Raw genomic sequence first — 16,250 nt, forward strand, 5'->3', positions numbered from 1 at the left:
GGGCTGGACGGCACACCCCTGAACCGCCGCAGCGTGAATGACGGCAAAGTGACCGACCACCACGCCTTAATCATTACCGAGAACCTGCCCGGCGAACTCTCCAAAGACGAACGGGCGGTTTACGAGCTGGTAGCCGGGCGTATGCTGGAAGCCTTTTCGGGCAAGTGCGTGAAAGACGTTACCACCGCCATATTGTCGGCTGGAGATACCGACTTCACGGTGAAAGGGTCTGTGATGAAAGTAACCGGGTGGCGTGCCGTGTTCGGCGAGCAGGAAACGGGCGGGGACGAAGAAGCCGCCAGCCTGCCGCCGCTTCAAGAGGGAGAATATTTGCCACTCTCCGGCGTGGATCTGCTCGAAAAGCAGACCAAGCCGAAACCGCTGCACACGGAAAGTAGCCTGCTTGCCGCAATGGAGAACGCCGGAAAGGAACTGGAAGATGCCGAGCTGAAAGCCAGCCTGAAAGATGCCGGGATAGGCACGCCCGCCACCCGTGCGGCGATTATCGAAACGCTGTTCGCCCGCCAGTACATCGTGCGTGAGAAGAAGAACCTTGTGCCTACCGACAAGGGGATTGCCGTTTACAAGATAGTCAAGGACAAGAAGATTGCCGATGTCGAAATGACGGGTATGTGGGAAACCGCTCTTTCCAAGATAGAAGCGGGCAGCATGGATGCCGACACGTTCCGAAAGGGCATCGAGGTGTACGCCACCCAAATCACGGCGGAATTGCTATCGGTACAGTTATCTGTCGCTACTGGTGAAACCTGCCCCTGCCCGAAATGCGGTAGCGGGCGCATCCTGTTCTACCCGAAAGTGGCGAAGTGTTCCAACGTGGACTGCACGCTTACCATATTCCGCAACAAGTGCGACAAGCAGCTTTCCGACAAGCAGATTGTCGAGCTGGTGACGAAACGCAAGACCGGGATAATCAAGGGCCTCAAGGGCAAGAACGGCAAGGCTTTCGATGCTTCGCTTGTGCTGGACGAACAGTTCAATGTCGGTTTTTCATTCCCCGAAAAGAAAGCGAAACCGAAGAAATAGCCTATCTTTGCCGCTGAAATTTCATTGTGATAGGTTTTGCAACTTATAATAATTGAAATTTTAGTGGTTGCGCCCGGCGGGAACCGGGCGCATTTTTTATACGCTCCCGCCAAACAAGTAGGTCGAACAGACCACCCCGTTATCCAGCACCCTGCTTTCCAAAAGTTTCCACAGCGAGCCGAATGTTTCCCCGATAAAGCCGATGCCTTTGCCCGCCATGACCGGAACGGTGTAGATTGTCAGGCTGTCCAGCAGTCCGGCTTTAATCAATGAAGTAAGTATCTTGCCGCCGCCAACTACCAGTATGTCGGTTTTCTGTTTCAGTTCATAGACCCTTTGCAGCGGTTCTTCGGTCAGGAACTCCACGCCGCAATCCGGCGTTACGTTGGTGTCGTAGTGTGACACCACAAAAGACCGCTTGCTTTTGTGTGGCCACCCGCCCCAGTGTTCAAAGATGTAGTTGTAAGTGTTCGCCCCCATAAGCAGGCAATCAGCATCCAAATAGTATTTGCCAACGATAGTTTTTACTTCGTTGGGTAACCAATCCAGTTCCTTGTCTAAGGTGGCTGTATGTCCGTCAAGAGATACGGCGATGTGCGCTTTAATTTGTTTCATTTTATCAGGTATTAAACAGTTTACTAATCCGTATTCAACTGTCCGCCAGCATCAAAAAAGAAGCGTGACCTTACACTGCTTCAATGCGAGGTACTGGCATACCCAAATGTGGAAACAGGCAAGACCACGCTATGACAAAACATAGCATATCCTGCGCTGAATATCCCCACATTTTGAAAAGTGCCAGTTTTCGCATCGGGACGTTCGGCGAACGTATATGTTATATATAATGACGATATTACAGCCGAAACTGTTCAACCGCCGTTATTCTCTTAAGTTACTTTTGCAAAAGTAGCGAAAATCACCGGAATAACCTTATAAATAATAGAAATCCTGCCTTATTATCATAACAAGACAGGATTTAAAGAAGAAAATATATGATATTGATTATCACTCAATCCGTGTGTTCACGGATTAACTTGTGTATGTCGCTTGCACGGTAGAAATATTTTCCGTCTAATGTTAAGTAAGGCAGTATTCCTTTCTTGCGGTAACGCTGCAAGGTCTTGGTGCTTACTTTCAGCATAAAGCACAAATCCTGATTGTCAAGCAGCTTTTCACCGTTCAGGTAATTATGTTCGCTTAACAGGCGGTCTATCTTCCTTTCCTGCATATCGAACCTGTCCATGATACGCTCCATCCATGCCACAAAGTTTTCTTTATCTATATACATAATGTTGTCGGATTAAATAAGACCTATCATAAAATAGCTTTGGTTTGCCGGGTCTTTAACGATAATGTCCCGTTCACGCATGAAGCGGATATAACTCTTTGCGGTACGCTCTTTTACGTCCAAGACCTGCTGTAACTGTTCGCAAAGGTCTATGTAGGTGATATGTGTCTGTCGCCCGAAGATGTCACGGGCTACATTTACCAGTTCCCTTTCCTTGCGCTTCTCCTTTTCCTCACGGGGCTTTTCTCCCTTGTACACGTGCATCCCGGCTTCCTTGTCCCACGCAAAGAGCATCAGCGGCACGTCCAGCGGGCTACCGTCACGCACTTTCAGGGCTTTCACCACCGATTGCGTGGGTTCTTCGTCTTTCTCTATTGACAAGATAGTAGCCGCCTTGCGTTGCAGTTCACTGCCCAAATGCCCACGTAACTTTAATCCGTTAGGGACAAAGTGCAACACGCAAAGAATACATGTGTTATAGATGCCTGCCAGTCGGTAAAGTTCATCTATCACCGCCACGCTTTCCGCTTCATCGTTGGCACTCTTTACAAGGTCGGCGATGCCGTCAATGACGACCAACTGGATGCCGCCGTACTGGTAATAGAACTTATCCATGCTTTGCACTATGGCGTGTAAACGCTCCTTGCGTGACATACCCGTCAGGCAGAACGCTTTCATTTCGTCCGGCTTGTCCGGCTGCTTGGCACGTGCCAGCAAGTTGCTTACGTTCTTGAACAGTTGCACTTCCGACTGTTCGGTGTCATAGAGCAAGACCGCCTTGTGCCTGCCGTTGGCGGTTATCTGTATTCCCAGCGTATCTACTTCCGCACCAGTCGGACAGATGCAGCCCGCCACGATTGCGGCTACATAATTGCTCTTTCCCGTTCCCTCGCCTCCGGTGATGCCGAACAGGTTGCCTTGTGTTCCCAATGGAACATCGCCCGCCGAAATAATCACCTGTGCTTTGGCGGGCGGGTTGTTGAAATCTATCTCGCACGATTTTAGCATAATCAATGTGTCGCTATATAGGTTGTCTAAAAATTCGATAAACAGTTTCAGGAAATCTTCACGGGTGTTCCCGGCTTTGAAGTAGTCGGAAATGTCCTTTTCCTCTTTCGTTCCCGGAAGCGGAAGCAGCAGGCGTTTCACGCCAAATTCTTCCAGTAGCTTTTCCTGCCTGCATGAACTTTCCCTGCCCGTCTTATCCATATCGAAAAGCAGGACGATATGCTTGAAGCGGAACGTCAGCCGATAAACCAGCGTTGGCGGTATCGTCACCGTTTCGCTGTTGAAACAGATAGCGTGGAAGCCGTGCGCCGCCAGCGAAAGCACGTCTTTCTCGCCGCCCGTGATGAATAGCGTGTCGCCTTTGGCGGGCAGTTGCTCCAGCCCGAAGCAGTAGTTTTCGCCGAAGCTGCCACCATAGAGGAAGCGGGGCGTGGAGAACGGGCGGTACAGCTTGATATACTGTTTGCCCTTGTAGCCGTACATGGGTTCTGTCACCGATGAAACATAGGTGTATGGTTTCCCCTCTGCCGTTTCACTATGGTATTCCCGGAGCGAGCAGACCTTGTAATGCTCCAACAGTTCGGGCGTGATGCCGTACTGCTGCCAGTACACCAGTTCGGCAAGCGGGAATTTCTGTTCCCGGAACTGGTAGGGCTTGACGGACTTTTCGGGTGCTTCTTCGGTTTTATCCGATACCGTCCGGCGGACGCTTGCCGTAGGAATGGAAACAGGAGTGCCGGAAGCCAGCCCCAATCCCAAATCCCGGTCGATAATCTCCAGTATCTCCACGAAGTCAGCTGCCCGATTGCAGTCCAGCCCCTTTAGCTGCCCCACGAAGAAAAAGCAGTCGCCGCTATAATTGTCGTTGCCGAAATCTTTCATCTTGTACATACCGCTATGGCGGTCGAAGTAGATGTTACACGATGCTTTCTTATCCTGATAAAACGGATTAAGAAAATTACGACCTATGCGCCAGTTGCCGGGTAGATAGTGCTTGAACACGGACAATCCGCTATTTGTCCTGCTTAGAATTTCTTCTTTCTTTAACATAAGCCTCGTGATTTGCTACTAAATTCCGCATACATTCATCATTGCTTTTTATCAGCCGTTCTTCCAACAGGCGTTTTAACTCGCCTATCTTATAATAACAACGCCCTCCAATATTGGAATAGGCAATCGTCCCATTAGCCCGTAAGCGTTGCAGGGTACGGTCGCTGATTTGAAGAAAGGTGCAAACCTCGTAACTATCCACCCAAATTTCATCCTCATTCGTCCTGCTCTCGTCCAACTGGTTGAAGATGAAGTTTGCAATGGCGGTAATCTTATTGTCCAGTTCCTTGTAGGCTTTGGACTCGAATGTTATAATTTCCATATTGCTAACTTATTGATTTGCTGCAAAGTTCGGAATAAGGAATAACCTAAAAGTCATGGTTATACCTATCATGGTATTATTTTTTTTAAGGGAAAAATCGGGTGAAATAACGGATAATCCCATTGAATAACGGCATTTTGTCAATAAAACTACCTACAAAAAAAGAAGTACCATATTGGGGTGAACATGGTACTTCTTTACATTGTGATACAGAGGATTATTTCATATCATCCTCATTCATCCGTTTAATCAGACTATCTATAAGACGATGAAGATATGCCGTCCGGTCTTTTCTCTCTTTCATGGCTATGTAGGAAGCATAGTAATCGCCCAAATCGACTTGAAACACCATACCAAGAAACTTCATCATCTCCTTTATCTCTACATTGCCATTATTGATGTCACCCGAAGAGACGAGGGCATAACCCAGTTCTATCAAAAAGACCTTTTTGCCCGTAAAGCGGAAAGGATATTTCAGATGCCTTTGCGGGTTATCTTCTATCTGATTGTTGTTTTCAAGTTTCATCAGCCTTTTGTTCAAATAGATACGCAGCATTTCATTGGTTATAATTTTAGCCACCTTATAGTCATATCCGGTTGAAAAATTCGGGTCTTTATCGAATTGTGCGCTATCGGTGCATAAACGCAAATCGACTTTTCCACGAACGAAATAGTATTCATCATATATCGTAGAATTGGAACGGTAGTATTGGTAAAAGTCCAAATTACGATTGAAGAAATACGTTAAACTATCCAACTCATTACAAAGATATTTTCTTGCGACTTCATTACTGCCATTCGGAAATTGCATTTCAATGCGATATACTTTATAGAAGTATAATAGCCGACTAAGAATTTTAGGCTTTTGTTCCTTGAAAAAGTGTATTTCAGCAGAAATCGAAGGAAACACATAATTCATTACATATTCCCTAAGTTGATTGAACATTGGTTGAATGAACTTGATGATACGTAACGCATCATCAAGTTCTATTTCATTATCCAATTCCACCGATTCTATTTCAGCATTGATTTGAAGCAGTATATCTTCTACAATTTCTTTTATACAGCGTTCCATCAAATTGGAATTTAGAATTTTGTTCCATACTTTTTCGCTTCATCTACCATTTTGGATAAATTCTTATCTTTTTTCCGTTTCTCGTGTTCCGAAGCCGAATAATGGGATATTTCTCTTCTTAGCTTCAAATAGCTGTTATAAACTTCTTTATCCAGTAAGCCTTTGTTTACAGCTTCCAAGACAGCACATCCAGCTTCTACCGTATGGCTGCAATTACTGAAACGACATTCTTTCGCAAAATCCGAGATTTTCATAGGCTCCAACAGTAAATCGGAATTGTGAATGGCTAACCCAAACTCTCGAAAGCCCGGAGTATCTATTAGAACGCCCCAATCATCCAATAAAACCATTTCCCGGCGGGTTGAGGTATGCCGTCCTTTCTGTGTGGAAGAACTAATCTCTGATGTACTCAGTACAGATTTGTTGCAAAGTCTATTTATTAAAGAACTTTTTCCAACACCGGAAGAGCCGATAAAGACCACCGTTTCGTTTCGTGCTATACATTCTCGTAGCCGTTGTATCGAAACAGGCTGGTGTATGCTTGTTTTAAGTATAGGCATCTGATGCTTCAACAGGACTTCATTCCAACCATATAATTGCAAATCAATCATTGTTTCTTAATTTTAGATTTTCTTTCCGATATAAAATACGTAGCCATAAAAGCCCTTATACTTATTATACAAGGCTTCTTCAAGATGCTGAAACTCTATGAGTTTCTTTACGGTTTCATTATGGGGATATTTTTCCAGCATTAGTTTACGGGCTTCAATCAAAGGCTGATAGTAATGTTCCGTCCAGCATTTTTCCGGCAATACAAATGAAGCAACCGGGAGATAGCCAGCCCTCTGCATTTGTGCGACTTTGACAGGAATTGTATCTATCTCTTGATACCCCTGCATCCAAAAATCGTGTATTTCAGCCGGACGCTCTTCTGTAAACCATGAGCTTTCCGAAACCGCAATATACCCACCAGATTTCAAATAATCACGCCATTCATTTATACCTCTCTCAAAGCCGATATTATAAATAGCACCTTCCGACCATATCAAGTCTAAAGATTCTTTTTCAAAAGGCAGATTGTCCATTGAGCCGACAATTCCCTTCACTCTGTTTTGCAAATTCAGCTTTAAGGCATCAAGATTAAACTTGTCAATAAACCCTGAAAAGAAATCAAGTCCTGTAATAGTTCCTGATACATTTTGTGCCAAAACCATAGTTTGACCTCCCGTTCCACAACCAATGTCTGCAATCTGCGCAGTATCACTCAGGTTATCAATGAAACTTAAAGCCTTTAATGTAACATCAGGACTTCCCGGACCTTGCCGTTTTGTATTAAGAAAAAATTCACAAATTAAATTTACATCAAATCCGTAAATTGCGTTGTTATCGTTATTCATTTTCATTGTATATATTGCATACAGGGAAAACATAATAATGCCTTACCTATACGCAGATTAAAATTATAATATAAGTACACGAAAATACTTCCCGAAAAGAATTATCCGAGAGTAAACGTAAAGAACAATCTACATTAGAAATGTAGATTGCTTACAACACAATATCCGATTGGTTTGCTTTTTTCATACGGGCAAAGATAGTGAATTATTTTATGCCATGCAAATTCAGCTTTGAATTTAGTGATACAGAAAAGCAAATATCTCATATTTTTGTGCTATACCTATTATATAATATACAAATCAGCCCTCCGGAAAGAAAGATAGCTGGTAGAATAAACCAATAGTTGTTGCTTATCAGAAACTTGGCTATCCAAAAAGAGGGGAGAAATGCAAATACATATTGGGTACTATCTGTAATGACAAAAGGTATTATTAATCCCACCATAACCAAAGCAGATACTTTGGCAAGCGCCATGCCTTCCACTTTATTCCCTGCGTATGCCAAAATAATCATAGCAGCCACAACGCTTAGTATTGTAGCCAATATGGATATGATAAATGTAGTCCATACTGACATATCTGATACGGAACAGAAAGAAAGCAGCACGAAAGAAACAATAGCTGCAAATAAAACAGGAATAATCAATCTTGATATAAGATAACCCTTCTTTCCAAGTGGGGTGATTGTGATATACCTGTTGATTTTCATATCTGTTTCATCCAATACCTCTAAGACCGAAGCGAAGCAAATCATGTAAGGACACATAATTGCAAGGAATAAATCCAATATCGGATAATACAGATTGAAATCCTTTAGCATCGGATAATGCTGTACAATCAAGGGGAAAACAAACCTATATATTGCCGCTAATAGCAACGGAATACATATTATTGCAGATAACATACCATCTGAGAATATGTTTCTGATAAACATCTTGAAGGAAATAATATTCTGATTCATAATTATATCGTCATCATTTTTTTTACTGACAGACAAGAAAAAATATACATCGCAATGCACCAAATGATTATTGCCATTAGAGACATGACACTGATATTTCCAGACATAAGTTCTATAAGGCTTATACTTGGATGTAAAAGCATAACTCCCGATTTGTAGCCCATTGTATAAACAGATATGGGAGCTACGGATATTATTAAAGTGGGAATCATAATCAGCATAAAGTTATTCATGGTTGAAATGAAAGCGGAAAGTGATATTCCAACCAGTGTAAATAATGCTGAACCTAACATAATTCCAGTAACAAGGTGTATGTAAAAATGTTCCATGCCAGAGAATAATGCGATGAGAACTCCACTTAGCAAAGAAATCAGCCCGATAGAAATTACCTTTGACAAAATGTATGCGTGTACCGATATAGGCGAAACAGCTAATGCCTGCATTACTTTTTCGCTTTTCTCGAATAATATGATTGCTCCCATAAACATTAATCCAATCAGTACGGGGTCTGAAAATATAAGGGTAGTTGTGCATAGTTCTTTCCATGGCATAGGAAGAATACGCAACACTGTAATATACACCAGTGTAAATAACGTATATAGGGCATAAAAACCATATTTGTATTGTTGCCGAATATCGCCTAGTATTAAACCTTTAAGTTTCATAGTAATTTCCTCCCTGTTATTTCTGAAAATATATTGTCTAATGTCGGCTCATTGCTATGTATTGATAACAAAGCATTAGCTTGAATCAGAGATTGCAGTTTTTTGTCTGTACTTATTTTGTCAAGTGCGATTGTAGTATTCAATTCTTGTTGATTCTCCAAATATGAATATGTCACTTCATTATAACGCCTCGACATGATAAGATTATGAGGAGTGTCCATAGCTTTAATGTTACCGTCAACAATAAATGCCACACGGTCACAAAGTTCGGTCGCATCGTGCATATTGTGAGTAGTCAGAATGATTGTCACTCCTTTATTTTTAAGCTCACGAATAATGTTTTTCATCACTTGGGAGTTTGAGGGGTCTAAACCTGATGTTGGCTCATCCAAAAATAACACTTTGGGCTGATGAATGATTGACCGGGCAAAGTTCAATCTGGACTTCATGCCTTTAGAAAAACCTGCCACTTTCTTGTTGGCATGTTGTGACAGTCCGACCATTTCTAATAATTGTTCGGCAGGAATAAGTTTACTGTCATATAAAGAACCAAAGAATTTCAAGTTCTCCAATGCGGTGAATTTCTCATAAAAACTAGGAAATTCAAAATCGACACCAATACTCTCATAGAAATGATTAGACTTATTTCTAACCTCATTATTATTAACAGAAACACTCCCCTTATATTTAGGGAGCATACCTATTAATACCTTTTGAAGAGTGCTTTTCCCTGCACCAGAAGGTCCTAAGAAGCCAAATATTTCTCCGCTTCTTACTTGAAAGTTCATATTCTCAATAAATGGTAGTTGAGAATAACTAAACGATAAGTTTTTTACTGTAATCATAATTTTCCAGTTTTATATTATATGACTAAAATTATTTATACGGTCATATTGTAAATTCAGAGCATCGCTATGTGCATATTTGCACATAGTCAGTTGATATTATACAATCTTGTCTGTGTTGGATTAGTCTTTAAAATAGTTGCTGTACTATCCCCCTAACCATAAACTTGAAAACTTCATTGTAAATATCTGTTCCAATTGTTTTCTCGTTTAGAATAGTCAAGAATGCGGCTCTTAAAGCCCCTGCAAATACCTTTGTGTCAATTGATTTATTTTCTGGAATAAATTTTAACAGTTCGTTTGCCAACATGACATCATCATCCACATGTTTTGAAAGTACTTCTTGAGGGAGCTTTCTGCTTAGATATTCCACGTCACTATTCACAAAGACAGATACAAAGTATGGCTTGTTGTTGATTAGCAAGTCAGATATAATATCTGTCAATGTATCAACCGTAATATTATCGGTATGCTTATTTATGGCATTCAGAAATTCTTTTTCCAATTTCTTATGATAGTCTATTATCGTATCGAAAAAAAGAAGTTCTTTCGATGTATAGAACAGGTAAAATGCACCTTTAGAAATATTGGCATATTTAACAAGCTCATCTACAGAAGTTTTACGTACTCCTTGTTGCTGGATAAATAGTAAAGCTCCTTCTTTGAGTTTATCCTTTATAAACTTTCTTTCGTTGTCATCAAATGCTTTTGCCATACCGTGTGACTATTTTATTATTATTGGTCACTGCAAACATACACGTTATTTTTGAATTGACAAAGAAATATTGGTTTATTTTTCTCAGAAAGTTATTTCATATCATCCTCATTCATCCGCTCAACAAGGCTTTCTATCAGATGATGAAGATAAGCCGTCCGGTCTTTTCTCTTTTTCATGGCTATGTATGAAGCGTAATAATCCCCTAAATCAATATTGAATATCGTGCTAAGGAAATTCATCATTTCTTTTATCTCCACATTGCCATTGTTTATGTCGCCCGAAGACACAAGCGAATATCCCAGTTCGATAAGATATGCCTTTTTGCCTGTAAAGCGGAACGGATATTTGAAGCATTTCTGTAAATTGTCTTCTATCTGATTATTAGTTCCCAGTTTCACCAGTCGTTTATTCAGATAGATGCGTAGCATTTCATTGGCGATAATCTTTGCCACTTTATAATCATATCCGGTTGAGAAATTAGGGTCTTTGTCAAACTGTGCGCTATCAGTACATAACCGCAAATCAGCTTTCCCACGTACAAAGTAATATTCATCGTACACAGTGGAATGTGAACGGTAATATTGGTAAAAGTCCAAATTGCGATTGAAGAAATAGGTCAGATTATCCAGTTCCCGATTGATGTAATTTCTAATCGCTTCATCACTACCATTGGGGCATTGTGTTTCTATTCGATAAATCTTGTAAAAGAATAATAACCGGGCAAGTATTTCCGGTTTCTGTGTCTTAAAGAATAGTATTTCATCCTCTTTGGTTAAAAATATATAGTTTTGAACTTTAATTCTCAAATCATTAAGAACCGTCTGTAGTCGATGTACCATTGACAAAGAAGTATCGATAATATCATAGCCGTAGAGGTCGATTTCTGATATATCAACCTCTATTTGCTCTAATATCTTATCTACTTCTTCTTTCATTGTATAAGTAGTTCAGTTCATTCAATCACTGTTCTTTTGATATATAAGGAGGATAATCGTCTTTAGACAATCTTTTTTCCAATGTGTCAGGGGATATATCCCAAAGCGTTGGCAAATATTCAAATATGACTTTCCCGTTATCAAGATAAAAACGAACTTTGGAGTGAAAGGCGACAGGTTTATATTTATCTTCTCCTATGGGATTATCTCTATATAGCAGCTGATTTTCTTGCCATTTTAATTCTTTCCCGTCAAAAGTCACATCAAATATCCCACAAACTACAGCTTCCATTGTGGAATCTTGAACTGTTGTTGAAACACAACGCATATAACCTGTAATTTGCTTTGTGCTTTTCCGCATTGCCAATTCATAACAAAACACACTTGTTCCTGTGTAATCTTTGGCTATGGTGGTTCTTGCTCCTTTAGCATCCAAATTGTAAACCAGTTCTTGGGTGACAGTTGTCATATTGAACTTAAAGCCGTTTTCTGTTGTCACCAAATTTGAGAATGTCATTTTGTCGCTATACACGCCTTCCAAGTTTCCGTTCTCTAATTTATAAACTGCACCAGTAAGCAATGTTTTGCCAATGATATTCTCTCTTAAAAATTGAATTATTTCGTTTTTCATTTTATCTTTTGTTTTGCTTCAATAGGTAAATAAATTTCTGTTACCAATTCTTCCGTGTTGGTTTTATCGGGAGTATTGGGTTATATTATAACACGATGCGCTCAAATTTCCTGTCTATCCACAAGACTGCTTCTTCCGTATGGAAACAAAGAATGCAATAATCCGGGTCGTTTACACCTTGCGGGAAATAGTGCAGCATATAGTCTTGCCAAAAGGTCTGACGGGTTTCCGTATCAGTAAGTATTTCTATTTTTCCGGTTAGAGTAACACTGTCTGCTTCGTGAACAAAGCAAACCCCGGCTTTTGAATTTTGTCTGATATGTTTTACCTTTTCTGTGGATAAGGCTGTTGTCATCCATAAAGTTGATATACCGGTATGGCGCAATAGGTCGATAGCTACCGGGCGGGGATAACCATTTTCACTGATAGTGGAAAGTGTGATGTAGCCGCATTGTTCAAGCACCCATTCTGCCTGCTGCCGGATAGGCATCCAGCGTTTGAGCGTAGGCAGGAACTTGCGCAGTCCTTCGATAGCTTCTTCTTTGGTAAAATTGCATCCCGATTCTTTGTTAAATGCTGCCAGACTTTCAGGTTGGGTATTCAGTTCGATTTGTTTCTCCAATGAGTGGTTGGTGAAAAATCCTTTTTGGAAGCAGTGGCAGCAATATTCGGTACACAAACATCCGTTACCATGAGTTCCTAACAAATCATCAGTGGGCATAGACATACCACAACTTTGGCAAATTCTCTGTTTCATACTGTTCTGTTTTAATTGGGTTGGTAAAATTAACTGTAAATTAGACAATCACGTTCTCGCATTAAGGTATTCGGATAAGGACGGTATCGAATAAAACACATTTTTAGGGTTACTGCTTTCTAAGGCTGTCACTTCATTTTGCGGAATACTCCAAGCGGCAGACAGGCACATCACATTGGCTTTCCTGCACTCCGTTATATCTGAAAGCGCATCCCCGACATATACAATTTCATTTGCAGCCAAATGATAATCATGCAAGAGTTCTTTCAATGCTTCCGACTTGATGTTCCTTTCAGCGTTTCCCGTAATGACCTTTGCAAAACAAATCTTCATCTTGAATTGCTTTAGCGTTATATCACAACTGTTTATCCCTTTTCCAGTTATAAGCACCACAATGATATCCTTTTGCTTTAACAAGGCTATCAACTCACGTATTCCCTCAAAAGGTGTCGGACACATTTCCTGATGCAGTTCCTTATAAATCACATAAAAATTATGTAATGCCTGTTGCCGATAGGGTTTATCAACGACACACCCAATCATGCCTTCTTCATTCAGACCAAAAGTATGAACCACTTCTTTGTCCGACAATTCATGTCTGATATATGGTTGTGTGGCTTTTTTGAAAGCCTGTATGCACATCGGCAAGGTATTGCCTATCGTGCCGTCTAAATCGAAAGCGACTAATTTAATCATGGCTATATGGAAGTATTGATTTCCCGAATTACTTTACATGGATTTCCTACGGCAAGGCTGTTTGCCGGAATGGATTTGGTGACAACACTTCCCGCTCCAATAACGCTTCCCCGACCGATAGTAACCCCCGGCAGGATAATGACACTACCGCCAATCCAACAACCGTCCTCAATGGTAACAGGCAGGGCATACGTGTGACGGATATATTCTATTCCGTTTTCTGCTTCTATCGGTGTTAATCGCTCATTCAGTTCAATAGGGTGAGTAGCCGTATAGATTTGCACATTGGGAGCTATCAACACATTATTGCCTATGATGATTTTGTTGCAATCCACAAAAGTGCATCCAGTATTTATACTGACATTATTGCCTATGCTGATATTGCAACCATAGTCGCATATAAAAGAATGTCCCACTGAAACTTTCTTGCCAATGCTTTCAAACATTTCTTTTAATATCGCATACTTTTCTTCCTTACATTCATACGGCAAAGAATTGTATTTCAACAATAATTCATGTGTTCTTCGTTTGAACTCCCTAAACACAGGGGCATGGCAATCGTACCATTCACCTGATAAGCACTTTTCTAATTCCGTTTTCATACCCAATCATGATAAAAGTTACTACTTTATTTTATTTATGGCAAAGTTATACACATTCATGCGTAAATATATGTATTATTTTTCTATTTATTTGTACCTTTACGCCTAAATAGCAGAATAGATAAAATGAAAAGGGAAAATCTACATCAACCGTTTGAAATCTGTTTCAGTGAACTGGACGAATCACAATTAAAGGAACACGACCACACCTTTTTTGAACTGGTGTATATTCTATCGGGAACAGGTATTCAATGGATAAACAACAATAAATTTCCGTACCATGACGGACATCTTTTCATGATTACCCCCGGAGATATACATTCTTTCGACATTCACACTACCACAAAGTTTGTATATATAAAATTCAATGACATCTACATTCATTCGGCTGTTTTTGGAGCAGAAAACATACAACGGTTAGAATTTATACTGCAACACGCTAATCACCGTCCCGGTTGCATCTTGCGCAATCAAACTGACAAATTGCTGGTTAAACCTATGATAGAAGCGATTATCCGTGAATATGTGAATAGAAACATATACAGCAGTGAAATTATCACGCAGTTAATCAATACGATTGTTATAGTTGTCGCTCGTAACATTGCCATGTTCTTACCCGAACAGATAGATGAGAACTCAGAAGAAAAGTCACTGAATATCTTGCAATACATTCAGTCCAACATTTGTTATCCCGAAAAAATAAAAGCCAAAGCTATAAGTCAACATTTTGGCATTTCTCCTAATTATCTTGGGAAATACTTCAAAAAGCAGACTAATGAAACCATGCAGCAATATATCTTAGACTATAAAATGAAAATGGTAGAAAGTCGGCTTTTGCACAGCGAAATGAGGATTAACGAAATAGTAGAGGAATTGGGCTTTACGGATGAAAGCCATTTGAATAGACTATTCAAGAAATACAAAGATTGCAATCCTACTGATTTTAGAAAGAAATATCGAAAGTCATAAAGCTATTTTTCTAAGTACAAGACAGCGTAAAACTGCATCATGCATTATTTTAGCCTTACATTTATCAACCTAGTAATAAGTATCGTATAATATTCTATTCTCTAATAAGCATAAAGCTAGAATAATTTTACATTTGCCATAAAATACATAGGTGCAAATCTTTGTCTATACAAGCTTTAAATTTCCCTGATTTTATATAAAAACAATTAATAAATCTAGTATTATAATCAATTTAGTGCTTCTTTATTTCTTGCACACCCAAACTCTAATAATTTTTCACCTATTTTATTCCACTCTCGTTCTTGAAAATTTAACAAAACAAAATTTTCCGAACTATTTTTCAAATCCTCTTCTATTAAATTGAATATGCGAGAAAGAGGAGGATATACATAATCACTATCGCAAAGATTATTGTAATATATGTCAAAATCATTAATATCAGGATTACAATCACAGCATTGCTTTGCAAATTCCTTGTAGGAAGAATCGTTTTCCGTATCTTTTTTCCTTATACCTTTTTTAATATCAAAATATTGCAATAAATTCGGATTTCGAGAACGTAAATAATCGAATTTTTCTTTCTTGGATGCATGTTCTCCAGAAAAAGATTTATTATCAAGAAGATTAAAAGGCATCAAATTTTCAATTTCTTGAACATCTAATGCAATAAGTTTAAAGCTCCCCTTTTCTTTTCTTAAATATTTCCGGCACTTATTGTATGTGTCACCTGTCGGAGAATTTGGATATTTTCTATCTGTGTCTATGATAGATAATAATATTCTCTTATTTTCAATATGATTATCTATTGATCTACATATGTTTACTCCACCTCCATTATCTGTATCAAAGTTATAATTAATATTCAGAGCATTTTTGCTTATATACCATTTTAATATATAAGTAAAAAAATTGCAATCATTAAAATCTTCTCCTAAAAGAATAGACGCTTGGCAGCATAAAGTATCTTGAAAATCATTTATTGAAGACTGAAAAATTTCAACATCACCTTCTATTCTTCTTGGATTAGAAATACTAATAACAATTTCTGTTCTTCGTTTTACAAAATCAAAAGATGTCGAATAATAATTATTTTCTAAGGTATTGAATAGACTATACAAATCAAAATCCCCTTTAAATTCTTCTTTAAAATATTTTAAAACTTCCAAACTGCCAGAGAGTAAATGCTTAGACTCAAACACAGAGGTTGCAATATGCTTTATGGCCCTCACAATAACAATTTTCATACTATGAGAACTATCAACCATTAATTCATCAGACAAAACAAAT

Annotated in this window: 18 protein-coding genes and 1 pseudogene; 2 read left to right on the forward strand and 17 right to left on the reverse strand. The window is 39.5% G+C overall.

All coding sequences use genetic code 11. From position 1 onward, the window contains the following. Window positions 1–1,044: type IA DNA topoisomerase (locus D7V92_RS19900; RefSeq protein WP_199718927.1), on the forward strand; the 1,044-nt coding region annotated here is incomplete at its 5' end. Window positions 1,045–1,140: 96 nt separating this feature from the next. Here D7V92_RS19900 and D7V92_RS19905 read toward each other — a convergent pair. The 16 genes and pseudogenes from D7V92_RS19905 to D7V92_RS19980 all read right to left on the reverse strand — a co-directional run bounded on the left by D7V92_RS19905 (window position 1,141) and on the right by D7V92_RS19980 (window position 13,994). After that, on the reverse strand, window positions 1,141–1,659 hold the full coding sequence (locus tag D7V92_RS19905; RefSeq protein ID WP_121773616.1) for a dihydrofolate reductase family protein: 519 nt from the start codon (window positions 1,657–1,659) through the stop codon (window positions 1,141–1,143). Between the two features lie 394 nt (window positions 1,660–2,053). Then, window positions 2,054–2,332, reverse strand: a complete 279-nt coding sequence (locus D7V92_RS19910) for a helix-turn-helix domain-containing protein (RefSeq protein WP_121773617.1) — start codon at window positions 2,330–2,332, stop codon at window positions 2,054–2,056. 12 nt (window positions 2,333–2,344) lie between these two features. Next, the gene (locus tag D7V92_RS19915) at window positions 2,345–4,390 is read right to left on the reverse strand and encodes an AAA family ATPase (RefSeq protein WP_121773618.1); all 2,046 of its coding nucleotides are present in this window, start codon (window positions 4,388–4,390) and stop codon (window positions 2,345–2,347) included. Beyond that, window positions 4,353–4,712: a helix-turn-helix domain-containing protein gene (locus tag D7V92_RS19920; RefSeq protein ID WP_044270597.1), complete on the reverse strand. Its 360-nt coding sequence runs from the start codon at window positions 4,710–4,712 to the stop codon at window positions 4,353–4,355. The genes D7V92_RS19915 and D7V92_RS19920 overlap by 38 nt, the downstream gene beginning before the upstream one ends. A gap of 217 nt (window positions 4,713–4,929) precedes the next feature. Beyond that, window positions 4,930–5,775, reverse strand: coding sequence for an RteC domain-containing protein (locus D7V92_RS19925; RefSeq protein WP_121773635.1), 846 nt, complete (start codon window positions 5,773–5,775; stop codon window positions 4,930–4,932). A gap of 23 nt (window positions 5,776–5,798) precedes the next feature. Continuing rightward, window positions 5,799–6,368 (reverse strand): annotated as a pseudogene (gene rsgA / locus D7V92_RS19930) (ribosome small subunit-dependent GTPase A); the annotation flags it as partial. Window positions 6,369–6,410: 42 nt separating this feature from the next. After that, window positions 6,411–7,184, reverse strand: coding sequence for a class I SAM-dependent methyltransferase (locus D7V92_RS19935; RefSeq protein WP_121773620.1), 774 nt, complete (start codon window positions 7,182–7,184; stop codon window positions 6,411–6,413). Between the two features lie 262 nt (window positions 7,185–7,446). Beyond that, the gene (locus tag D7V92_RS19940; protein WP_121773621.1) at window positions 7,447–8,145 is read right to left on the reverse strand and encodes a hypothetical protein; all 699 of its coding nucleotides are present in this window, start codon (window positions 8,143–8,145) and stop codon (window positions 7,447–7,449) included. Between the two features lie 2 nt (window positions 8,146–8,147). Continuing rightward, window positions 8,148–8,810 (reverse strand): ABC transporter permease, encoded by a 663-nt coding sequence (locus tag D7V92_RS19945; RefSeq protein WP_121773622.1) that lies wholly within the window; start codon window positions 8,808–8,810, stop codon window positions 8,148–8,150. Beyond that, window positions 8,807–9,655, reverse strand: a complete 849-nt coding sequence (locus D7V92_RS19950; protein ID WP_121773623.1) for an ABC transporter ATP-binding protein — start codon at window positions 9,653–9,655, stop codon at window positions 8,807–8,809. The genes D7V92_RS19945 and D7V92_RS19950 overlap by 4 nt, the downstream gene beginning before the upstream one ends. A 130-nt stretch (window positions 9,656–9,785) precedes the next feature. Continuing rightward, entirely contained in the window at window positions 9,786–10,370 is a 585-nt protein-coding gene (locus D7V92_RS19955; RefSeq protein ID WP_121773624.1) for a TetR/AcrR family transcriptional regulator, read from the reverse strand. 92 nt (window positions 10,371–10,462) lie between these two features. Then, on the reverse strand, window positions 10,463–11,308 hold the full coding sequence (locus D7V92_RS19960; protein WP_121773625.1) for an RteC domain-containing protein: 846 nt from the start codon (window positions 11,306–11,308) through the stop codon (window positions 10,463–10,465). A gap of 25 nt (window positions 11,309–11,333) precedes the next feature. Continuing rightward, window positions 11,334–11,939 carry a hypothetical protein gene (locus tag D7V92_RS19965; RefSeq protein ID WP_121773626.1) on the reverse strand — a complete coding sequence of 202 codons (606 nt, stop codon included), beginning with the start codon at window positions 11,937–11,939 and terminating at the stop codon, window positions 11,334–11,336. An 85-nt stretch (window positions 11,940–12,024) separates the two neighbouring features. Then, window positions 12,025–12,696, reverse strand: coding sequence for a pyridoxamine 5'-phosphate oxidase family protein (locus D7V92_RS19970; RefSeq protein ID WP_121773627.1), 672 nt, complete (start codon window positions 12,694–12,696; stop codon window positions 12,025–12,027). A gap of 48 nt (window positions 12,697–12,744) precedes the next feature. Beyond that, window positions 12,745–13,392, reverse strand: coding sequence for an HAD family hydrolase (locus tag D7V92_RS19975; protein ID WP_121773628.1), 648 nt, complete (start codon window positions 13,390–13,392; stop codon window positions 12,745–12,747). Window positions 13,393–13,394: 2 nt separating this feature from the next. Continuing rightward, window positions 13,395–13,994 (reverse strand): sugar O-acetyltransferase, encoded by a 600-nt coding sequence (locus tag D7V92_RS19980; RefSeq protein WP_025019232.1) that lies wholly within the window; start codon window positions 13,992–13,994, stop codon window positions 13,395–13,397. A 126-nt stretch (window positions 13,995–14,120) separates the two neighbouring features. On the opposite strand from D7V92_RS19980, the gene D7V92_RS19985 reads away from it, so the two are divergent. Continuing rightward, a complete protein-coding gene (locus D7V92_RS19985; protein WP_121773629.1) occupies window positions 14,121–14,963 on the forward strand; it encodes an AraC family transcriptional regulator in 843 nt (280 codons plus the stop codon). A gap of 227 nt (window positions 14,964–15,190) precedes the next feature. Here D7V92_RS19985 and D7V92_RS19990 read toward each other — a convergent pair whose 3' ends face one another. Then, a complete protein-coding gene (locus tag D7V92_RS19990) occupies window positions 15,191–16,243 on the reverse strand; it encodes a hypothetical protein (protein ID WP_147441532.1) in 1,053 nt (350 codons plus the stop codon). Window positions 16,244–16,250 lie beyond the last annotated feature (7 nt).

The sequence above is a fragment of the Parabacteroides sp. CH2-D42-20 genome, from assembly GCF_003670185.1.
Taxonomy (GTDB): Bacteria; Bacteroidota; Bacteroidia; order Bacteroidales; family Tannerellaceae; genus Parabacteroides; species Parabacteroides distasonis.